The sequence below is a fragment of the Companilactobacillus bobalius genome, assembly GCF_009764355.1.
The window spans coordinates 312051-334969 of the sequence record NZ_LNUA01000077.1 but is presented as its reverse complement, the minus strand read 5'-3'; the positions used below and the strand labels follow the sequence as shown (position 1 = coordinate 334969).

22 protein-coding genes are annotated in these 22919 nt (G+C 35.2%); 7 read left to right on the top strand and 15 right to left on the bottom strand.

Going from position 1 to position 22919, the window contains the following annotated elements:
* Positions 1 to 106: 106 nt before the first annotated feature.
* From rlmB to ATN92_RS18060, 7 genes are all read right to left on the bottom strand, one after another.
* Positions 107 to 895: a 23S rRNA (guanosine(2251)-2'-O)-methyltransferase RlmB gene (gene rlmB, locus ATN92_RS18090; RefSeq protein ID WP_056954529.1), complete on the bottom strand. Its 789-nt coding sequence runs from the start codon at positions 893 to 895 to the stop codon at positions 107 to 109.
* Complete coding sequence (locus tag ATN92_RS18085) at positions 876 to 1289, bottom strand: Mini-ribonuclease 3 (RefSeq protein ID WP_056954527.1); 414 nt, start codon at positions 1287 to 1289, stop codon at positions 876 to 878. The genes rlmB and ATN92_RS18085 overlap by 20 nt, the downstream gene beginning before the upstream one ends.
* Positions 1282 to 2685 (bottom strand): cysteine--tRNA ligase, encoded by a 1404-nt coding sequence (gene cysS, locus ATN92_RS18080; protein WP_056954525.1) that lies wholly within the window; start codon positions 2683 to 2685, stop codon positions 1282 to 1284. Before cysS ends, ATN92_RS18085 begins: the two co-directional genes overlap by 8 nt.
* Positions 2686 to 2778: 93 nt before the next feature.
* On the bottom strand, positions 2779 to 4275 hold the full coding sequence (gene gltX, locus ATN92_RS18075) for a glutamate--tRNA ligase (RefSeq protein ID WP_056954523.1): 1497 nt from the start codon (positions 4273 to 4275) through the stop codon (positions 2779 to 2781).
* Positions 4256 to 5539, bottom strand: coding sequence for a PIN/TRAM domain-containing protein (locus ATN92_RS18070; protein WP_056954520.1), 1284 nt, complete (start codon positions 5537 to 5539; stop codon positions 4256 to 4258). The genes gltX and ATN92_RS18070 overlap by 20 nt, the downstream gene beginning before the upstream one ends.
* Positions 5540 to 5552: 13 nt before the next feature.
* Positions 5553 to 6926 carry a DNA repair protein RadA gene (radA, locus tag ATN92_RS18065; RefSeq protein ID WP_056954686.1) on the bottom strand — a complete coding sequence of 458 codons (1374 nt, stop codon included), beginning with the start codon at positions 6924 to 6926 and terminating at the stop codon, positions 5553 to 5555.
* 19 nt (positions 6927 to 6945) lie between these two features.
* On the bottom strand, positions 6946 to 7488 hold the full coding sequence (locus tag ATN92_RS18060; RefSeq protein WP_056954513.1) for a dCTP deaminase/dUTPase family protein: 543 nt from the start codon (positions 7486 to 7488) through the stop codon (positions 6946 to 6948).
* A 130-nt stretch (positions 7489 to 7618) separates the two neighbouring features.
* Here ATN92_RS18060 and ATN92_RS18055 point away from each other — a divergent pair, with 130 nt between their 5' ends.
* From ATN92_RS18055 to ATN92_RS18030, 6 genes are all read left to right on the top strand, one after another.
* Positions 7619 to 7921 (top strand): GNAT family N-acetyltransferase, encoded by a 303-nt coding sequence (locus ATN92_RS18055; protein ID WP_056954508.1) that lies wholly within the window; start codon positions 7619 to 7621, stop codon positions 7919 to 7921.
* On the top strand, positions 7921 to 8610 hold the full coding sequence (rpiA, locus tag ATN92_RS18050) for a ribose-5-phosphate isomerase RpiA (protein WP_056954504.1): 690 nt from the start codon (positions 7921 to 7923) through the stop codon (positions 8608 to 8610). The genes ATN92_RS18055 and rpiA overlap by 1 nt, the downstream gene beginning before the upstream one ends.
* Positions 8611 to 8628: 18 nt before the next feature.
* Complete coding sequence (locus ATN92_RS18045; protein WP_056954499.1) at positions 8629 to 9972, top strand: C1 family peptidase; 1344 nt, start codon at positions 8629 to 8631, stop codon at positions 9970 to 9972.
* A 441-nt stretch (positions 9973 to 10413) separates the two neighbouring features.
* Positions 10414 to 12837 carry a Xaa-Pro dipeptidyl-peptidase gene (locus ATN92_RS18040; protein ID WP_056954495.1) on the top strand — a complete coding sequence of 808 codons (2424 nt, stop codon included), beginning with the start codon at positions 10414 to 10416 and terminating at the stop codon, positions 12835 to 12837.
* Between the two features lie 121 nt (positions 12838 to 12958).
* Positions 12959 to 15046, top strand: coding sequence for a KUP/HAK/KT family potassium transporter (locus ATN92_RS18035; RefSeq protein WP_056954493.1), 2088 nt, complete (start codon positions 12959 to 12961; stop codon positions 15044 to 15046).
* 382 nt (positions 15047 to 15428) lie between these two features.
* Entirely contained in the window at positions 15429 to 15716 is a 288-nt protein-coding gene (locus ATN92_RS18030) for a hypothetical protein (RefSeq protein WP_056954492.1), read from the top strand.
* A gap of 118 nt (positions 15717 to 15834) precedes the next feature.
* On the opposite strand, the gene ATN92_RS18025 is transcribed toward ATN92_RS18030, so the two are convergent.
* The 5 genes from ATN92_RS18025 to ATN92_RS18005 all read right to left on the bottom strand — a co-directional run bounded on the left by ATN92_RS18025 (position 15835) and on the right by ATN92_RS18005 (position 19837).
* Complete coding sequence (locus tag ATN92_RS18025; RefSeq protein ID WP_056954491.1) at positions 15835 to 16632, bottom strand: Cof-type HAD-IIB family hydrolase; 798 nt, start codon at positions 16630 to 16632, stop codon at positions 15835 to 15837.
* A 64-nt stretch (positions 16633 to 16696) separates the two neighbouring features.
* Complete coding sequence (locus tag ATN92_RS18020) at positions 16697 to 17554, bottom strand: GRP family sugar transporter (protein ID WP_056954490.1); 858 nt, start codon at positions 17552 to 17554, stop codon at positions 16697 to 16699.
* 329 nt (positions 17555 to 17883) lie between these two features.
* Entirely contained in the window at positions 17884 to 18558 is a 675-nt protein-coding gene (locus ATN92_RS18015) for a 2,3-bisphosphoglycerate-dependent phosphoglycerate mutase (protein ID WP_056954489.1), read from the bottom strand.
* Positions 18559 to 18623: 65 nt separating this feature from the next.
* Positions 18624 to 19502 carry a cation diffusion facilitator family transporter gene (locus ATN92_RS18010; RefSeq protein ID WP_056954487.1) on the bottom strand — a complete coding sequence of 293 codons (879 nt, stop codon included), beginning with the start codon at positions 19500 to 19502 and terminating at the stop codon, positions 18624 to 18626.
* A 122-nt stretch (positions 19503 to 19624) separates the two neighbouring features.
* The gene (locus ATN92_RS18005) at positions 19625 to 19837 is read right to left on the bottom strand and encodes a hypothetical protein (protein ID WP_225868701.1); all 213 of its coding nucleotides are present in this window, start codon (positions 19835 to 19837) and stop codon (positions 19625 to 19627) included.
* A 205-nt stretch (positions 19838 to 20042) separates the two neighbouring features.
* Between ATN92_RS18005 and ATN92_RS18000 the strand changes: the two genes are divergently transcribed.
* Entirely contained in the window at positions 20043 to 20804 is a 762-nt protein-coding gene (locus ATN92_RS18000) for a DUF4352 domain-containing protein (protein WP_056954486.1), read from the top strand.
* Positions 20805 to 20907: 103 nt separating this feature from the next.
* Here ATN92_RS18000 and ATN92_RS17995 read toward each other — a convergent pair whose 3' ends face one another.
* The 3 genes from ATN92_RS17995 to ATN92_RS17985 form a co-directional block, all read right to left on the bottom strand.
* Entirely contained in the window at positions 20908 to 21651 is a 744-nt protein-coding gene (locus ATN92_RS17995; RefSeq protein WP_056954485.1) for a CPBP family intramembrane glutamic endopeptidase, read from the bottom strand.
* Between the two features lie 185 nt (positions 21652 to 21836).
* Positions 21837 to 22373: a hypothetical protein gene (locus tag ATN92_RS17990; RefSeq protein ID WP_056954484.1), complete on the bottom strand. Its 537-nt coding sequence runs from the start codon at positions 22371 to 22373 to the stop codon at positions 21837 to 21839.
* A 140-nt stretch (positions 22374 to 22513) separates the two neighbouring features.
* Entirely contained in the window at positions 22514 to 22885 is a 372-nt protein-coding gene (locus tag ATN92_RS17985) for a DUF956 family protein (RefSeq protein WP_054642494.1), read from the bottom strand.
* Positions 22886 to 22919: the final 34 nt, after the last annotated feature.

Here is a 22919-nt window from a genome sequence, read left to right as displayed (position 1 = left end):
TACAACAATTTAAATGTATTTACAAATAATAATCTTATAAATTCATTCAAATTTTCTAATACAAAAAAAATTCTAAGTAAGATTTATCCTACTTAGAATTTTTTAATTAAACATTACGTGAGGCAAAAGCTTGATACAACAGAATACCTGTTGCAACAGAAGCGTTCAAACTTTGCACATGTCCGACCATCGGAATATTCAAAGTTTGATCAGCTTGTTTCAATACTAGTGGTGAAATACCCTTACCTTCGTTACCGATAATTAGAGCAACTGCTCCCTTGGCATTCCAGTTACGATAGTTGTCACCTTCCATAGCTGTTCCAAAGACCCAAACGTTACGTTTCTTTAAATCTTTGATGGTATTAACTAAATTAGTTACACGAACAACTGGTACGTGTTCAATGGCACCTGTTGATGTTTTAGCAACGGTTGAAGTTAATCCTGTTGAACGATGCTTGGGAACAATAATTCCGTCTACACCTACGGCATCGGCTGTACGCATGATTGAACCTAAGTTATGAGGATCTTCAATTTTATCCAAAATCAAAATGAATGGATCAGTACCTTTCTTTTCAGCACTCTTGAAGATATCTTCCATTTCAGCGTATTGATAAGGAGCAACGTAAGCGGCCATTCCTTGATGGTTACCACCGTTACTAATATCATCTATCTTATTCTTAGGTACTTCTTGAACGATTAAACGATCACGTTTAGCTAACTTGATAGCTTCAGCGATATGTTCACTAGAAAGTCCCTTTTGAACTAAAACTTTGTTAACACGTTGATCGGCTGTGGCGGACTTCAATAATTCAATTACTGAATGTACACCATAAACTAATTCGTTTTCTTCTAAATTGTTACTACTGTTACTACGTTTATTCGAATTTTCTGTCATCTGCTTCACCCACTTCTACTTCATTTATGCACCATTGTGCCAATTCTACAACCCGGTCTTTGTTGCCGGTAATATCTAAATAACCAAAAAGTGCTTCAAAACCTGTAGACATATGATAAGTGACGACACTTGTATTCTTAGCTTTAGTATATTTTTTAGCATTACGTCCGTTCTTATAAATTCTGATTTCTTCATCAGAAAGAATTCCCTTATCCATCATCAAAGTAATCAATGATGCTTGGGCCTTCGCGGAAACGTAGTGTTTGGCTTGTTTTTGTAATTCATTAACCTTGGTAATATTTTTACTTAAGAGATGTTCACGAATAAAGACTTCGTAGACGGCATCTCCTAAATATGCCAAAGTTACTCCGTTAAATTGTTTAACATCAGTCATTAATATGCCACCGTGTTCCTTGTGGTGTATCTTCGAGGATTACACCCATTTCTTTTAATTGATCACGTAATTTATCACTTGTTGCAAAATCTTTATCTGCACGAGCTTGGTCACGTTGATCGACCATTTCTTGAATTTCTTTAGAAAGATCTTTTTGTTCATCCAATTTAATTCCTAAGATACTTGTCAATTCAGTCAAAGTCTTAAGAATCAATTCGACACTAGTCTTCGCTACTTTATCTTGAGCAGAATAGTTATTAGCTAAACTAACCAAATTAAAGATTTCTGTCAAACCATTTTGTACGTTGAAGTCATCGTTCATCGCTGCTTTAAAATCAGCCACAATTTGTTCAACTTGTGCTTGAATATTATCATTTTCGTCAATAGCACCATCAAGTCGGAACTTCAAATTGTTATAAGCTGTCTTGATTTTCTCAAGATTATCAGCAGCCTTTTGTAAGTTCTTTTCTGAGTACTCAAGTGGACGACGGTAATGTGTTGATGACAAGAAGAAACGCAATACTTGTGGATTAGTCTTCTGGACAAGATCATGCACTGTCACAAAGTTACCGAGTGACTTACTCATCTTCTCGTTATTCTCAACTGTGACAAAACCGTTATGCATCCAATAGTTAACAAATTTTTGACCAGTCTTAGCCTCACTTTGGGCAATCTCATTTTCATGATGGGGGAATTCCAAATCTTGACCACCACCATGAATATCAAAAGTATCGCCTAAGTACTTAGTTGACATAACTGAACATTCAATATGCCAACCAGGACGGCCTTCACCCCAAGGAGAGTCCCATTTGATCTCGTTTGGCTTAGCTTTCTTCCACAAAACAAAATCAATTGGATCTTGTTTCTTGTCGAATTCAGTTTCACCAATATGTTCACTAGCACCTTCAACTAGTTGGTCGATATTTTGATCGGACAACTCACCATAGTGTTTGAACTTTCTAGCACGATAGAAAACATCCCCATCAGATTCATAGGCATAACCCTTGTCGATTAAAGCTTTGACAAAATCAATAATCTCTTGAATATTATCTGTGGCTCTTGGATTGATAGTGGCTTTTTGAACATTAATAGCCGCAATATCCTCATAGAAAGCCTTGATAAAACGGTCCGCTACTTCAGGTACGGTGATACCTTCACGATTGGCCTCTTTGATCATCTTATCGTCGACATCTGTAAAATTAGAAACAAATTTTACTTTGTAACCTAAAAATTCCAAATAACGACGAACTGTATCAAAAGCTACGATTGAGCGAGCATTTCCAATGTGGATATAGTTATACACCGTTGGTCCACAGACATACATTTTTACTTCATTAGGTGTTAATGGTTTAAATTCTTCTTTTTGGCGTGTTAATGTGTTGAATATTTTTAACATAATCTTCACCTATATAAAAAAGGGGTTGAGGCAAAACTAAGTTTTCCTTCAACCTCTTTTTGTTTTATTTATTTTGTATCTTAAAACCTTTGCCTATTTCATTTCAGCCAATGTCTTATCGATATTTGCTAAGGCTTGTTTCTTACCAAACAATTCGATTGTTTCAGCAATTGCTGGACCATGCATTGTTCTTGTAGTTGCAATTCTTGCTGGCATGTATAGCTTTCTACCTTTAACACCAGTATCAGCTTTAACTGATTGAATAGCAGCCATAATTTGAGCAGCTGTGAAACGAGGTAATTTTTCTAACTTACCTTTCAAATCTTCAATAGCTGTCTTTGCATCGTCATCTTCTAGTTCTTTTTGTTCATCATCTGTTAGATGTTCTGGTTGACTGAAGAAGACATCTGCCAAGTCAATGATTTGTTGTGTATAACTCATTTGTGGCATGTATAGTTCTGTTAAATGTCTTACCCATTGAATTTCATCTGTAGTTGGATCTTCTGAAACTCGTTTGGCTTCAACCAAGTTAGCTAGTACTAAGTCAGTGATTTCACTAACATCAGCGTGCTTAACGTATTGGTTGTTGACCCATTCTAGTTTCTTTTGATCAAACTTAGCTGGTGATTTGCTTAGACGATGTTCATCAAAGATCTTGATAAATTGTTTACGTGTAAATAATTCATCTTCACCAACTGGTGACCAACCTAATAGAGCAATAAAGTTAAACATAGCTTCTGGTAAGTAACCTAATTCACGATATTGTTCGATGAATTGGAGAATTGATTCATCACGTTTACTTAATTTCTTACCAGTTTCAGTATTAATGATCAATGTCATATGGCCAAACTTAGGTGCTTCCCAGCCTAATGCTTCATAAATCATCAATTGTTTTGGTGTATTGGCAACATGGTCATCACCACGAAGAACATGACTGATTTCCATCAAATGGTCATCAATAACAACGGCAAAGTTGTATGTAGGCATACCATCACGTTTTTGGATAACCCAATCGCCACCGATAGTATCTGAACCGATTGAAACTTTACCCTTTACGATATCGTCCCATTCGTAGTTCTTACCAACTGGTACGTGGAAACGAACAACTGGTTGTAAACCAGCATCTTCAGCTTCTTTGATCTTGGCTGCCTTTTCTTCTTCAGACATACCTTCGAATTCGTATTCGTAATGAGGCATTTGACCATGAGCTTCTTGGTCTTCACGCATCTTTGTTAGTTGTTCTTCAGTCAGATATGATTTGTAAGCCAAGCCTTTTTCTAGCAATTCATCAATATATTTTTGATAAATTTCTTTTCTTTCTGATTGACGATAAGGACCATAGTCTCCACCAACATCTGGACCTTCATCCCAATCAACGCCAAGCCATTTAAGGTTTTCTAGTTGACTCTTTGTACCACCTTTAACGTTACGTTTTGTATCTGTATCCTCGATACGAATTACAAAAGTACCTTTGTGACTACGTGCGAATAGGTAGTTAAAGATAGCTGTTCTAGCGTTCCCAATATGTAAGTGACCTGTTGGACTTGGTGCATATCTTACACGAATTTTATTATCTGACTTTTTTGCCATTTCCTTGTTCTCCCCTTTTACTTCTTGAGTTATTTCTATTTGAATTCTTATTACCATTATTATTGCGGTTATTACGTTTGTTACCACCGTTGTTATTATGGTTATTGGAATTCTCTTTAGAATCGCTCTTTTCTTGGATACCATGCATTGAATGCTTAGGTTTTGCAAATATCATCTTACCAGCGTCAGTTTGCAATGCACTAGTTACAACGACTTCAACATCTTTGCCAATGAAGTATTTACCTTCTTCAACAACGACCATTGTACCGTCTTCTAGGTATGCGACACCTTGCTCTCTTTCAGTACCCTCTTTTATAACTTTAACAGTCATCGTTTCTCCTGGCAAAACCATAGGTTTCAAAACTTTGGCTAATTCGTTAATGTTAAGTACTTGAACATTCTGAAATTCACTTACCTTACTTAAATTATAATCATTTGTGATGACAGCACCACCGATTTCTTTAGCTAATTTAAGTAATTTCATATCCACTTCTGGAATATTATCATAATCGCGTGTTGTAGTTGTGTAGTTGATACCTTTATCCATTTTCATTTCATTTAAAATATCAAGTCCACGACGACCACGTTCACGTTTTTGATTATCACTAGAATCTGAGATCAATTGCAACTCATGTACAACGAAATCAGGAATCATCAACTTACCTTCCAAAAAACCAGTGTGTGCTAATTGATGAATTCGTCCATCAATAACAACGGATGTATCTAGAATTTTATATGGATAGTAATCTTTTTTAACTGAACGACGTGTAACTTCACCTTCTGAGGCTAATGTTTCACTCTTTTCAGCTGCCGCCGGTGCAACTTTAGTATTACGTTTTGTGATTGAGAAATTGCTCCAATCATTTCGACGACTTGTTCCCATTCTGAAACCGATCCAACCAAAGACGATCATTAAGATGACGGGAATAACATTTGAAAACATGTTACTCATCATATAGAAAGGTATGGAAATGATATTGGCTAATACTAAACCACCAATTAAGAATCCAGCACCATAAATAATCCACCCTGGTGAACGAGAATTCAAATACTTCTCAATTCTTTGATTTAATTCCAAAATTGGTTTAACAAACAAGAATGACAAGAAATAAAATACAATACATCCAATAAGTCCATCAAAATAACCGTTATTAACAAAAGCAATTCCTGCTAAACCTGAAATTTCCCATAAACTTGGTAAAACGGTAATTCCGACGGCGATACCAAGTAATGCAAAAATTATATTTACTACGATCTTTCGCATATATGCCTCCTATTTAAAATATTTTGTTCATCGCATCAGTTACGGTACTGACACCAACAATTTGAATCTTATTATCTTTAGACCAATCTCCCATATTATTCTTGGGAATAAAAATACGCTTGAAACCTAATTTTTCTGCTTCATTTACTCGTTGATCAATTCGATTAACACGACGAATTTCACCGGTCAATCCAACTTCACCTACAAAACAATCAGTTCCTGGGATACCCATATTTTTATAACTGGAGGCAATTGACATTGCTAAAGCAAGATCAATTGCTGGTTCATCTAATTTAACGCCACCAGTTGATTTCAAATAAGCATCCTGATTTTGGAGCATCAAATTACCACGTTTTTCTAGAACGGCCATAATCACTGACACCCGGTTATGATCCAATCCCGTGGCGGTTCTTTTGGCATTACCAAAAATTGTAGGAGTGATCAAAGATTGGATTTCAACCAAAATTGGTCGAGTTCCTTCCATTGAAACTACTACCGCTGAACCATTGGCATCCGCTAAACGTTCCTCTAAGAAAATTTCTGATGGATTAGATACTTCCACCAGACCCTTAGTCCGCATTTCAAAAATACCAATTTCATTCGTTGAACCAAAACGGTTCTTAACAGAACGTAAGATTCGATAACTATGGTGTGTGTCCCCTTCAAAGTATAGAACAGTATCCACCATGTGTTCCAATATTTTTGGACCAGCGATGGCGCCACCTTTAGTTACATGTCCAACGACGAAAACAGTAATGTTGTCCTGCTTAGCAATATTCATCAATTCAGCTGTAACTTCTCTGATTTGAGAAATACTTCCCACGGCAGAAGTAATTTCTGGTTCATCCATTGTTTGCACAGAATCAATGATTAAGTAATCCGGATGCATTTCGTTGATTGTTTGACGGATATAACTCATATCTGTCTGAGGGTACAGATAGAGGTCTTTACCCGAAATACCCAAACGATCAGCTCGCATCTTGATCTGTGAAGCACTCTCTTCACCAGAAACATATAATACTTTACCACCAGTATTCGCTAGTTGTCCTGAAACCTGTGTTAACAAAGTTGACTTACCAATACCTGGATCTCCACCAATTAAAATCAAAGAACCGGGAACGATACCGCCCCCGAGAACTCGATTCAATTCAGATAGATTCGTCTTAACACGAGGTTCCTTTTCAAAGGAAACATTATCGATACTAACTGGTTTAGACTCTAAGTCACTAACTCGACGGCTAGGAGTTGCTTTAGCTTTGACGGATTCAGGATGATCTACTTCCTCAACCATCTGATTCCAAACGCCACAGTTAGGACAACGTCCTAAATATCTAGGTGAGACGTAGCCACAATTTTGACATACGAATTTTGTTTTAGCTTTTGCCAATAAAATAGTTCCTTTCTTATTATATTCCTGAAGAACCAAATCCTCCATTGCGTTTCTTCAATCCGCCTTCATCTTCATCAGTTGTTAAATAATTGATGAAAATACCTTGGGCTAAGCGTTCGCCCTTTTTAACTTTGTAGTCAATAGGAAAAAAGTTGATCAATTGAACAAATAATTCTCCCTCATTGCTTTCATTATTGTAATAATCAGCATCTATTACACCAATACCATTAGGAATGGCTAAGCCACGTTTTAATGGATTACTGGAACGGTTGGCTAGGATCAATACTTCATCTTCTTGCATATAAGCCTTAACCCCAGTTGGTACTAGTACTGGTTTAATTGATTTTTGAACTTCAGCTAATTTGTCATTATCCATTTTACCTTTATTTAAAATGAACTTTAAAACATTAAAGAAACCAAATTTCCAAATTGAAGGAACCACAAAGTCTTCAGCACTTTCAATGTCATAACCGGCAGCATTTTTAGTTTGACGAACTGGTAAATTAATTCCCTTACCTTCGTATTTTTTCACAATCTCGAATCCACGTTTTTTAGTCAAATTGAAAACTCCTTAAGCATTAGATAACTAAAATAATAGCATTTTAGCCCATATAAAACTATTGATTACACTGACTTTCTTCTTATAATAGAGTAATATTAAAATAAATAATTCAGCAGGAGGTAATTTTATGGAATTAAATCATGAGGATGGACGTTTTTATCTTGAAGACAATGGTAAAACAATTGGTGAATTAACTTATTCCAAGGTTGAAGACAATGTTATTTCACTTGATTACACTTACGTTGACGAGGCTTATCGTGGTCAAGGACTAGCTGGTAGACTCTTCAATGCAGTCGTCGACTTTTCCGACCTTAAGGGATTAAAGATTGTTCCCGTTTGTGAATACGCTAAAGCCGCTTTTGAAAACAGACCAGAAATCAGATTTTTATTAACTGAGAATTACCAAAAGCTCTTAAAGGGGGAAAAATAGTGAATCAAGACGAATTAAAGAAAGCAGTCGGTGTTAAATCTGTCGATTACTTCAAAAGTGATATGGTAGTCGGACTTGGTACTGGCTCAACCGTTTATTATATGATCGAAGAACTTGGACGTAGATACCAAGCTGGTGAGATTAAGAATATCGTTGCTGTAACTACTTCTTCACGTTCTGAAAAACAAGCTAAAGAATTAGGCATCCCAACTAAAGACTTAAACGAAGTTGACCATATCGACCTTACTATCGACGGTGCTGACCAAATTGATAAAAATGGTCAAGGTATCAAAGGTGGCGGTGGTGCTCACTTGCTTGAAAAAATGGTCGCTACAAACTCCACTCGTAATATTTGGATTGTTGACCAATCAAAGATGGCTGACACATTAGGCAGTTTCCCATTACCTACTGAAGTAATTCCATTTGGTTGTGAGAAGACCTTTACTGATCTTGAAAAAGAAGGATTGAATCCTCAATTCCGTCTCAATGAAGATGGTAGTCGTTTCCTTACACACAACAAGAATTACATCATTGATCTAAAAATTGGTGAAATCAAACACCCACATTTGTTGGCAGATTGGTTAGATCACCAAGTTGGAATAGTTGCACACGGACTATTTCTTGATATAGTTAATACTATTATCGTCGGTTATGAGGATGGACCTAAAGTAATCGACAATATCAGATAAAAAAAGGAGAATTTTTGTATGACAAAAGAAATCACATCATCAGACTTAGATAAATTTCAAACTGCATTTGACAATACACCAGGTTCTTCAGCTATCAAAAACGCTGTTGCTAATAACGGTTTATTCAAATCAAGTGAAACTATTGCTTCTAAAGTAGCAATGGACCCTACTTTCTCAGTTGAATTGGATACAGGTTCAGTTGCTGATCAAAAGCAATCAGGACTTTGCTGGGTATTTGCCGCATTGAACACAATGAGACATCCACTTCAAAGCAACTTTAAGATCAAGGGCTTCGAATTATCACAAGGATACATGCTTTTCTGGGATAAACTCGAAAAATCAAATTACTTCTTTGAAAATGTTATTAACACTGCTGCCCTTCCAACCGGTGACCGTAAAGTTGACTTCCTTATGACAACACCTCAACAAGATGGTGGTCAATGGGACATGGTTATGGCTCTTGTTCAAAAATATGGTGTCGTTCCAAAGAGTGTTATGCCAGATACATTCAGTCGTACAAACTCCTCTGAATTAAACAACGTTCTCAATAAAAAATTACGTAAAGATGCTATCATCCTTCGTGACTTTGTTAATAGCAACAAGTCTGAAGAAGATATCGAACGTAAGAAGAATGAATTACTAAGTGAAATTTACAAGCTTCTAGTTTACACAGTTGGCGTTCCACCTACTAAGTTTGACTGGGCTTACCGTGATGACGATAAGAATTACCATAAAGAAACTGGTATCACACCTCAAGAATTCTTCAAGAAGTACGTTGGCTGGGATTTAGATAGTTATATCTCAACTATCAACGCACCAACAGCTGACAAACCTTACAACCACGTTTACACAGTTGAAATGTTAGGTAACGTCGTTGGCGGTCGTCAAGTTCGTCACTTAAACCTTGAAATCAATGACTTCAAGAAATTAGCTGTTAAACAATTACAATCTGGTGAATCAGTTTGGTTCGGTAGTGATGTTGGTCAAAGTTCTGATCGTAAGATTGGTATCATGGATACAAACATCTACGACCTTGAAGGCCTACTAAACACTGACCTTAAGATGACTAAGGCAGAACGTCTTGATTACATCGAAAGTATGATGACACATGCCATGGTACTTACAGGTGTTGATTTGGATGAAAATGGTAACCCACTTAAGTGGAAAGTTGAAAACTCATGGGGTGAAAAAGTTGGTAACAAAGGATACTTTGTTATGAGCGACTCATGGTTCGATGAATATGTTTACCAATTAGTTATCAACAAGAAATTCTTGAGCGATGACCTTAAGAATACCTTTGAAACAGAATCAAAAGAACCTAAAGTTCTTGCTCCTTGGGATCCAATGGGTGCTTTAGCTTAATTACGATTCTTATTTAAAATTTGAATTCAAAAGAACGATCTCCATTAAGTATTCAAGATATATCCTTTACTTGAATCTTTTAATAGAGGTCGTTTTTATTTTACAAAATTACGTATTAAACATACTTGCCTCAAAAAAAATAATTGAAATATTATTTAGTCTGGAGTAAGAATTGAAAATGTGTTCAGCTATGACGTTATTGTTAGCAGCCTTGCCGCTTACAATAAGGCTGATCTTGGGGATTCATAATTTTGCCGAAGGTGAAATTGTTAGCTTCAAGTCATGCCCATAGCGTTTCAACACCTTTCCAATTCTTGCGGAGGACGGCTTCCAATCAAGCTTAAAAATTGCCTGTCTTGACACGTCTATGCTATTGAATTATTCGTAACTTTAATATAGAGTGCTCTATAATGAAATTAATATTTGTGAAGGGGTGTCAGTATGAAAAATAATCAATTTGCGATTCGTCCAACTCAGTTTGGCGACCAAATTACAGAACTAAAAGAAATTGGTTTTTTAGATAAAGATAATAGTAGCGAAAATGATCCTATCAAATTATGGAAGAGTTTCTTAAGTAAGGCTTTTATTGAGGCTAAAACTTCTTCTAATTTTGAAGAGAAATTGCGTACTTATATGGCAACTCCAGATCAAAATTTAAGTGAATATCTTGACTCTTCAATTAATGTTTCCGTACAAACATTTTATAATGTTGCGCTACAGTTATTGAAATTTAACCCAGATGTTGATTTTTCATTTGAAGATCCACTAAAAGCAATGGAAAAAATTCAATTGCCAATTGCCGACCATCGAAAAAATAATTTTTCCGCTGAAGAATTAAAATCGGCCTGGTATTGGCTTTTAGTTACTCATAATAAAGACGGTCAAACTTATCTCGATTCATTGGCTGTTAAGGGATATTTCACTCCATTTTACGGTAAAGTGTCTAAACCTATGCTCTTCAACGGTAAAACATTACCCGTCTTTGATCCACATAAGTTAATTCGTGAAGTCGTCTATGTTGAATCACCTCAAGACAGTGATCATGACGGCAAACGTGATCTATTGAAGGCTGAAATTTTACGCCCCTACGAAACTGAAAATGGTCTCAAGGTACCAGTTCTCTACACCGCTAGTCCTTACAACCAAGGTACTAACGATGAGACTGGTGAAAAATTAACTCATAATGTAAATGTTCCTTTAAAACATAAGACTCCAAATGACTTAAGTTATGAAGATATCGAATATCACCAACCATCTGATTCCTTACCTTTAGCTCGTAATATTAATGGTGAAACAAAGAAAGCTGAAGAAACCTTCTCTAGAGAGAGTTCTTACACACTAAATGATTACTTCTTAGCTCGTGGTTTTGCTGTTATTTATATGGCCGGTATTGGTACAAAGGACTCTGACGGATTAAGAACTACTGGTGATCCTGAGGAAACTATTTCCACTATTTCCATTATCAAATGGCTCACTGGTGAATTACCTGCCTTCACTAATAGAACCGATAATATTGAAATAAAAGCTTGGTGGTCAAATAAAAAGGTTGCCATGACCGGACGTTCTTACTTGGGAACTTTAGCCACTGCTGCCGCCACTACTGGTGTTAAAGGCTTGAAGACTGTTATCAGTGAAGCTGCTATTTCAAACTGGTATGACTACTACCGTGATGGTGGCTTAGTTATTGCACCCAGTGGCTTCCCTGGTGAAGATGCCGATGTCTTAGCTGAAGAGACTTTTAGTCGTCGTTTACAACCTGGTGATTTTAATGAAATCAAAGGCAAATGGAATCAAAAGATTGAAGAGATTCAAAAAGGCGAAGATCGTGACACTGGCGACTATAATACCTTCTGGGATGCTAGAAACTATCATAAGAACTTCAAGAATATTACTGCTGATGTCTTCATGGTTCACGGATTGAATGACTGGAACGTTAAGCCACGTAATGTCGAAAGATTGTGGAACGGCATTAAACATAACGGCGTTACGCAAAAGATTATTCTTCATCAAGGGCAACATATCTACATCAATGCTTTCCGTTCTATTGATTACAGTGACATTATCAACTTATGGCTGACACATGAACTTTTAGGTGTCGATAATCAGGCCAAAGAAATCATCCCCGATGTCATTGTTCAAGATAATGTTGAGCCAGAAACTTGGACCGCTCATTCTGACTGGGCAAATCCTGATGATAAAGAAATTAAATATAATTTATCAAGTGATAAATTAGTAACTAGCAACTCTAATTCTGATTTCAAAACATTCATTGATCAATTACCTGAAAAAGATTTCAAATCTTACCGCGATGACAACGTTACATGGGAACAAGATCTCATTCACGGTGACAGTAAATTAGCTGAAAACCAATTGACATTCAAAACAACTCCATTAACAAAGGAAATATTACTAGATGGGAAGATTAATGTTGATTTGAAAGTCGCCTCAAGTGAAAATCTTGGAATGCTAAGTTTCCAAATAGTTGATTATGGTAAGACTAAACGTTTCAACGTCTCACCCACTCTTCTATCTAAAAATAGTTTGGCTGGAACTTATGATTGGCGTGAAGATGATTTGCGTGAATTTACTTTGGGCAAAGAAACTTCGGCTAAGATGATTACAAAGGGTCACATTAATCTACAAAATCGTGAAAATAACTATAAAGTTGATGAATTAAAGCCTAATATCTTCTACAATATAAGCGTTGAACTACAACCAACTTTCTACAAACTGCAAGCCGGCCATCAACTAGGTTTAATCATTTACGCTACTGACTTTGGAATGACGGTTCGTGGGAATCAAAATATTAAATATACGGTTCAATTAGACCAATCTTCATTATCTGTTCCATTACATGAGGATTAATAAGAAGTGTTAGTTTATTTGACTATATGGGGAATATAACTAGACCAAAATAAGTAGTTTCATACCCTAATACTTAATGTTACAATTGCCGTTGAACTGTTTATTTTTGGAGATTATTTATATGGAAAAGACACAACTGAATTCATTGAAAAATAACCCCCATTCAAAGATGAGCATTGCTGGATTCCTAATTGCTTTAGGAATCGTTTATGGGGATATCGGTACTTCTCCCCTATATGTTATGCACTCTTTAATGGTTGGGAATGGTGGACTTGCAAAAATGTCCACCAATTTTATCTTAGGAAGTGTTTCCTTAATTTTTTGGACACTAACTTTGGTAACAACAATTAAATATGTTTTGATTGCTTTACGTGCAGATAATAACGGTGAAGGTGGTATTTTTGCCCTTTATACGTTAGTTAGAAAACGTGCTAAGTGGTTGATCATTCCAGCTATGATTGGTGGGGCAACCTTCTTAGCTGATGGTATGATGACACCAGCTGTTACTGTTACGGCTGCCATTGAAGGTCTTAAAGGTATTAAGATCAACAATGCCGTGCTAATCAGTACACAAAACCAAGTAATTATCGTTACACTGATTATTTTATCGACCCTCTTTTTCATTCAGAGATTCGGTACTCAAATGATTGGTCGGGCTTTTGGTCCGATAATGCTGGTTTGGTTCTCATTTTTAGGTTTGGTCGGAATACTTAATATTTCTTCTGATTGGACTATTATCAGAGCTTTGAATCCTTACTATGCTATTGAATTATTACGGAGTCCTGTTAATATCCGTGGTATTTTCATTTTAGGTAGTATCTTCTTAGCTACAACTGGTGCTGAAGCGCTATATTCAGATATGGGACATGTTGGTCGCCCTAACATCTATACAAGTTGGCCTTTTGTTAAAGTTTGCTTATTACTAAGCTATTTAGGTCAAGCCGCTTGGATCATCAGTGTCAGAGATAATCATACTTTGCAACAAATGGGTTCAGCTATGAATCCGTTCTATCAATCTATCCCAGCTGATTTCAGACTCTTCGGAATTTTCTTATCAGCTATGGCCGCTATCATTGCTTCCCAAGCTTTGATTTCCGGTTCATATACTCTAGTTTCTGAAGCTACTAAGTTAAGAATGTTCCCAAGATTGAAGACTTACTACCCAACCAATTTCAAAGGACAGTTATATATTCCAACTGTTAACTCAATTATTTGGGTCGTTTGTTTGTTCATTGTCTTCTATTTCAAAACTTCAGAAAACATGTCTAACGCCTATGGTCTAGAAATTACGATCACTATGTTAATGACAACTATCTTGCTACATCAATGGCTCTTGATGAAACGAGTTAACAGGTTATTCACAACTGTTATCATCAGTTTCTTCTTCGTTATTGAAAGTATCTTCTTTGTAACAAACAGTAGTAAGTTCATTCATGGTGCCTATATCACAATGTTCATTGCTGCTTTATTGATTGCTGTTATGTTCATTTGGAGATATGGTGAACGTCTCAAGGATGACAACACATATCGTAGTCATTTTGCTTCTCTATTAGCTTTTAAACATCAATTAAATGATTTAAGAAAAGATCCAAGTTATCCACTTTACACAACTAACTTAGTTTATTTAACTAAAGTCCACGATGGATATCGTATTAAAAAGAACATTCTCTACTCAATTCTCGACAAACGTCCTAAACGTGCTCAAGTTTACTGGTTCGTTACTGTTAACGTTACCGATGAGCCTTACACCGCTGCATATAGTGTTGAGACCTTTGATACTGATTACATGATTAGTGTTCAATTGTATCTTGGATTTAGAGTTGATCAAAAGGTTAATGTTTATCTCCGTCAAGTCGTCAATGATATGATGTCAAATGGCGAGATTAAAGCTCAACCACAGAAATATACAACCATTCCTGATCGTGATGTTGGTGACTTCTCATTTGTTATCATCAAAGAGGTTCTATCACCAGATACTAAGATCAGCAATGTTAAAAAGAGTATCATTCACTTACGTTTACTCTTACAAAAATTTATTTCCCCAGCCAATTGGTTCGGTCTTTCATACAGTGATGTTATTGAAGAACGTGTTCCTTTGGTACTTGGAAAAGTTTCACTCAATCGTCTACGTCTAGTCAGAAAAGATCGTTCAGCCTTGAAAGATATCAAGATTGATGAAGAAATTGACGACGATGATGATGATGAATAATTCAATCAATTAAAAATCGTTATGGGATTCCTATTTAGAATCCTGTAACGATTTTTTGTATCCATAAAAAAGAAGGTTGTCTGAAATCAGACAACCTTCCTAGGGTAAATCATTTAACTAGCCTACCGGACTATACCTCGACGAAGATATAAATGTTCTTCTATATCTTTTTTATACCTACATTATAAGCTGCCTAAGGCAAACTACAATTGTAAAGTCTCATTTATACATCTCGTCCAAATCGGCTCTTATCAGTCCCTTTTACTAGAAAATCTCTTTATAATCTCAGGTAATCAAGAATTAAAGAATAACTTCTAAAGAGAATACTCTGATTCTTGTTAAAATAACTAATTAAAAAATAACTAGCAAAGAGATGATCATTATGTTTACATATATTCAAATCATCGACAAAGATGCACATAATTTCATGGGCTACGTCGATTACGAATTCAAGAATAATGTAATTTCAATGACCTTAGTTAGAGGAATGAGAAAACTTCATCGTATCAACATTCCATTATCGGATATCACTGACATTATGGTTGAAGAATTCTATGGTACTAGTCGTATTAGTTTTATCTACAACACTCAAAAATATATCTTTCTAAACTCCGGATACGGTGAAAATGAATACCTAATTAAACACTTAACTAAAGCCGTTAAAGCCTAATACTAAATAAAAATCACTAGAATAATCTAGTGATTTTTTTGCTCTCTCATATAAGTAAATTTAAAGCCATCTAAGTTCCTTTTCTTCTACCAATGGTAGTTTGTAGGAAGTTTATTAATTATTTCTCTAAAAAGCTCTCAATTCCATATGCAACACCATCATCATCATTACTTTTAGTCGTATACTTACCATATTGTTGAATCTCCAAAGGAGCATTAGCCATAACAATTGGTGTACCAACATTTGTTAGCATTGGCAAGTCGTTATGACCATCACCAAAGGCTGCCATTTCTTCTTTAGACAGTTTTTCTAAATCTTGAATATATTTTATTCCTTTTGATTTCTGAGCCAAATTACTAGTTATCTCTAAATAATTATCACCAGAGCGTTTAATGCTAACGTCAGCAACATTAAGATTCAAGAGTGTTTGATTTAATTGTTCCATTAAATTCAGATCAAAAGTTATCATCATAATTTTATATAACTTAGTATCTAACAAATCGTCAAAATCAATCAATGTAGTTTTCTGCCCCGTCAACTTGGATTCATAATTAATACCTTCATCGATTTTTTCAACATACCAATCATTTAATCCATAACAACTACAACTGACATTAGGAAATTCTGTTTGAATTACTTTCATTAATTTCCAGAAACTAATCATATTTAGAGGTTTATCATCTAAAATTTTGAAACCAGTAGCTGTTTTCTTATAAATCAATCCACCATTAAATCCAATCTGAGGATCAGTTAAATCCAATTTATCAATAGCATTGGCCATTTCCATCGGTGCCCGTGCTGAAACTAGAGTGAACGGAATCCCACTATTCTTTATTGCTGAGACATTTACATCACTAACGTTGCCTTCACTATTTAACAAGGTTCCATCCATGTCTGAAAAAATATGTTTGATCATTTTGCTCCTCCTTATAATCCCATTTTAATGTAAAAAAAAACAATCTCTAAGGATTGTTTGTAGTTTATGCAAATGATGTTGCGACACTTCCGATAACGATCAATACAATACCTAGAACCGTGAATTTCATTTCATGGCTACTTTTATGTTCGTGTAGAATAAAGATTCCACCAAAGGTACCAATTACAACGTTCAATTGTGTCCAAATGAAGGCTGAAGTATTACCGTTTGCCTTAGCTGAGAAAATATAAGCAAAGGCGGCGATTCCCCAAGCAATTCCAGCAAAGATGTTTAAATAGTGTTCTTTTTGTTTAAAGGCTTTAACATCTGTAAATAGTGCATAGATGATTGCTCCAACTAAAATTCCTAGCATTTCTGGTAAGAAAATAGCTGTACCACTTTGGTTTTTAACAATTGGCATATTAGGGAATGAAGAATAGATCCAAAAACCTACTGTCGTACATAATAGGAAAATAGCATCCTTTAATTCCATTTTGTTTCCTTCAGAACTATCAGTTACTGAAGTTAATAAGGCACCCACAACTACGATCAATAAAGCAATGATTCCAATTATCTTAGCCTGTGCCCCAGCCCAGTCACCAAAAATCAACATTCCAATAATAGAATTACCTACTAATTGAAATACAGTCGATAGTGGAACTGTACCTGAAACTCCAATACGTTTGAATGAAATGAATTGTCCTATCTGTCCAATAGTCCATAGAGCACCACAGAGAACTGAGAACCAAAAAGCGGTTGTATTAACAGTTGGCTGTGTTATTAAGTAAGCGACAAACCCGACGATTGTCGCACCAGCACCAATTCCAAACATTTGGTTAGCAGGAGAACCACCAATTTTACCGGTGATGATTGGCATGAAACCCCAACCTAACGCTGGTATTAGCGCAATTAAAATATTCATAAAAATTCCCTCTAATTCGCAAAATATTAGTAATAATCTTTTTTTAAAGTGATAATTTTTTTGTATATAAGGAACAATCTTGGTTTCTAATGATACATAAAATAAAACTTGCTTCGAACATTACTACTTTTTCATCTAATTTGTCCACTTGGCATAAAACCAAGTAAATATCTAGACCATTTAAATAGTGTACCTCATAATGAAAAAAAAGAAAGCATTTTCTTAAAAAAATTTTTGGTCCCACTCGTACCAATATTTGCTACATTTATCACATACCATGGCAACACTTTATGGCAACAAAAAAGACCAGTTTTCAGTTAACTAGTCTTTTATTTGCTCTGACGATTTGAGTTTAAAATATTTAATTTTTTATCAAATTCATAAATCAAAGGCGTTCCATTAGCGACTTCAACACCATCGATATCTTGGTCACTAATGGCTTCAATATATTTGATCAAAGCTCGAATAGTACTTCCATGAGCCACAATCAGTTGATCTTTACCATCTAATAACCTAGGAGCAACTTGATCAACATAATATGGAACAATTCTTTGATAAGCATCATAGAGACTTTCTGCTAAAGGCATAATTCGAGCATCATAATACTTATATGGACCCACATTAGGATCTGCATGATCAAGCTTAGGTGGAACAGCATAAAAACTTCTTCTCCACAGATGAACTTGCTCAACACCAAATTCTCTTCTTGTGGCATCTTTATTTTGACCTCGTAAAGCTCCGTAATGACGTTCATTCAAGCGCCAACTTTTTGTAATCGGCACATAATTAAGATTTAAATCATCCTGAATAATATATGCAGTAAGGATTGCCCGTTTCAAAACTGAAGTATGAACATGTTCAAATTCAAAGCCTTGTAGCTTTTTAGCAGCCACATGTGCTTGAACGACCCCTTCTTGAGTCAAGCCCACATTATTCCAACCAGTATATTGATTTAATGCGTTCGCTGTACTTTCGCCGTGTCTTACCATAACAAGTTTTACCATATTATGACATTCCAACTTTCATTTATAGAATTACCTTTTAATCTTAGCACAAATCGCTGTTCTTATTAATCTATCAACGAATTATCTATCCCTCGATTACATTCGGCTTGCAATGTAACATGCGTAATATTGAACTGTTCCTGCAACATTTTATCTACTACATCGTAAAGCTTATCCAAGTCCTTCATATTGCAGTTTTTCTCAACGTTAATATGAGCATCCAACATGATATGATTCTCATCAATCATCCACAAATGGACATGATGAACCTTAACAATTTCAGGAATAGTCAGAATTGCCTGCTGAACTGCATCCAGATCAATTTTGGGACTGGCCTCCATAAGAATATTGACAGTCTCCGAAACGACGCTGTAAGCCTCTTTCAAAAGCCAAATGGCAATAACTATTGTTATAACTGGATCCACCCAATTCCAATTGAAAAGAATAACGAAAATAGATGCAACAAAAACACCTACTGACGAAAGTGTATCTGACAACATATGTAAGAACGTTGCCTTAATATTTAAATTATGCTTAGAGCCAGAAAATAAGACCAGCATTGAAACAAAATTAGCCAATAGCCCGATTATTGAAACAATCATCATCAATTGACCATTGATCTCTTCAGGCCGTGACAATCGTTTGAATGATTCAAAGACCATCATAACGGTGATAACGACTAAAATAATTGAATTAACGAATGCTGCTAAAATCTCAGCTCGTTTATATCCGAAAGTTTTCTGGACATCATTTTTCTTGCGTCCGATAACATTGGCAACAAAGGATATAATAATGGACAAAGAGTCTTCTAAGTTATGAAACGCATCCGAAATAAGTCCTAAACTACCTGAAAAAATTCCACCAATAAATTCTGTGATCGTAATTATGACATTTAGTGCGGTGACATAAAAGAAACGTCTACCTGTTATTTTTCCATGATCCATAACGTTGCCTCCCGCCCTTATCATACCAATGTTTTCTTAAAATATAAAAAATAGTGCCATATACAAAACGAAGCCAACTCTAATTCAGAATTGGCTTCGTTCATTATTATCTTAAATATCCTTTACTTAGCTGTTAACTTAGCAACAACTTTAATGGGATGAGCGACATCGATAATATCAGAGAATCTATTTGTAATATAATCTCTCATACCGTCACGAGCTTCTTTCTTAGAAACATTGTGACAAACGCGCTTCTTTGCAACTTCTTGGCCCTCTTTGCTCAAGAAATTACAAGTTACTTCATAATCGCCATGATTTCTAAATAGCATCATCATTGCGACCCCCTTCTATAAAAATTAACATCTCATTAACATCGACCAGATATTTATACCACTTTTCAATAGTCGGTTCAACACTTTAATTTAAAATTACTTTTTAAAAAAAGTAATAGCATTTTTTAGTAAATTAATTCATAGTAAACAATTATGATATTATGGTCATAACTAGTAATTATCTATTCATCGGTCAGGGAGATATATCATGAACAGGCGCAATAATAACTCAAATAAAAATATGACACGTGAATCATTCCGGCGCAAACGTACGCCCATTTACAAAAGAAAGCCCTTTATCATTTTCTTAATTTTAATTATCATTTTAATAATTGGTCTACTTATTTTTTGGAAATCCAGTTCTTCAAAAGACAACACTCATACGACTCAGCCTTCTCATAAAATAGAAAAGGTTAAGCCTAAAAAAGAAACCAAGAAAAAGCCAACTAAGAAAAAGAGTATTAAAAAAGCTAAAAAACAAAAAAGTGCAGATGAAATTACCGCAAAACAACAAGAAAATGACAATAAGCAAAACAATGATCAACAAAAAAAGACGACTAATCAAATAAAGAATGCTGGAACTTATACTGATTTAACTTACGATACAGATTGGTATACCTTCAAGATTTCAAACGATGTTAAATTGATCAAAGACAGTAATGGTGACGCGGCTTTATTGGTTAAATACAACTACACGAATAAAACTCAGAATAATGAAATTCCACAGAGAGTTCAAAATACCGCTATTATGTTGAAACAAAATAATCAACAATTATCAGCCACCGCTGCTAAAGGTGAATACGCTACTATCGTCAACTCCAGTAACAACGGTTTGGTTCAACCTAACAAGAGTTTTGATGGTGCCCTTCTGGTAAAAGTAAAGGATACTGACTCAGAAGTCACAATGTACTTCAAGAATATTCAAACTAATGATTGGTTAGATACGACTCAACCACTAAAACTGAAATAACTTCAAAGTTTTAAAAAAAGGTATCTATTTAGACATCCGCAATGCTTGCTGATTCTAAATAGGTACCTTTTTAAATTTCTGAATTATTGGAAATAAGTATGACTTAGACTGTCTCTCTTTCTAACTTAAAATCCTTTAATTGAGCATATGCTATGAACAAGGTAATCAAAAATAGAACGCCAATTACATATAATGAAGACATTGAGAACTGCATTTTAGCTGCTTCTGCCATTAATTTATTGGAGAACATTGGGAACATATCGCGTAAGGCGTGTAAAAGAATGACTATTGAAAGATTTTTGGTCTTAACGTAGATTGTACCGAACAATAATCCAATCGCCGCAGCAAAGATCACTTGTCCTGAAACATATCCAATTGGCATCGATTTTAAGTTCATCGTATGAATCAAGCCAAACATAATACTGGATCCTAAAACTGCTCCTAAAACGTTATTATTGAATAATTTTAAAAACAAACTTACTAGAAGTCCTCTAAAAATATATTCCTCTGCTAATCCTACTAAAAGACACAATACAATGATTCTCAATTTAACCGCTAAATCACTAGCTGTCAGCGTTGCTGAATCTAAGACTGCAATCAGAATTATTGCAGGCATCGCGGTATATAACTGTGCCGACCAATTTTTAGAGTTGAACCAATTTATTTTTTGCTGAAAAAAGAACTTATTCAATAAGAAAGCTATGACAAATACTAAGAAATCACTTAACATCTGCCAATAACTGCTGACTGCATGTTTCCTAATGAAAAAGGCCAAAATGAACATGACTGCCGGAAAAATTAGGCTGGCAATGATAATCTTTGCAAGATTACTTTTTATAAATTTCATGAGTTCTCCTTAAAAGTTATTATATTTTAATTATATAGAAAAAGTTCTTGACATGAAACGCGTTCGATAAACTATTATTTAAGCGTTGAGATACGAATTACACAAAACTTCTTTTTTGTTAAAAGCTCACCCTTCACGTATTTCACAACAAGCCAAGATATTTATTTGTTAAAAAAACTCATCCGTCAGCGGGATGAGTTTTTTAGTATTGCTAATATTTGATTAATTTTTTTATCGGAAACGGCTTCCCCCTTGTAGTTCCAAGAAAGATTTAAGGTCACTTGACCTTGCCTAGTTTCAACGATTAACAGATGCTCCGGACGATTGATGGGACGGTTTAAAGTGCCTCCAGCAATGTTATGACTATTCATTAAATTTACACCATCAATAATTGAAAAAGCCTGAATCTCTGATAGTGGTATAAATTTATCTTGTTGCAAAAATGGTAAGTAAATTAGTTTTACCTTTTTATTCCAAGTTCCATCATCAATATAATATATTCCTTTGGCAGTGATTTTCCAGCCACCATAGAAGTGTTTCAGCGACCATGGGTAAATCAACATGCTATCGATTAAAAATGCTACTGTGCCGCATAAAATCGACATCAACGGCTCATTGGGGAAGATTGAAATAATCACCACCCCCACTGCTACACCAAGAAATATACTGCCTAACAGTGGTTTAAAACTGATTTTTCTAGCGAATCTCAATTCGTTTTCCATATCAATCACCTTGACTGTTTATGACTACACTAAAGATAGAACTAATTGCTTAAATAATCCAAAAATAAGTTTCAAAAATGGACACTTTGTAACTTCTGGCACAAAAAAATAGTTTGATCAAATTGACCAAACTATCGTTTCTACTTTTTGGGATTTCGTTTAAAGGCTCTGCGAACAACCTGGAAGAAAGTTAAGGACTTTACAATATCCTCAGGTTTAACATAAACTCTAATTGCTCGTAAAACTCTCTTAGGATCTTTTGAAGAAAAAGTAAACATACCGTTCTTTTTTGTTTGAATGGCATAACGTGGAATCCACTTGCCACCAAACATCACTGAGACAACGACCTGTTTAACTTCTGTCCATGGGATCTGAATATAGTTTGAAACATCACGGTCATCGTAAAATTCAAATCCTTTATCCCCAATCATGATTTTCCCATAATCAGTCAACCCTAAATGAGAAGTTCCTTGAATAACCAAATCCGACTTTGTATTTAATGATTGAACCATCTGACCGCTCCTTTGTTTTGTTAAAAATATTATA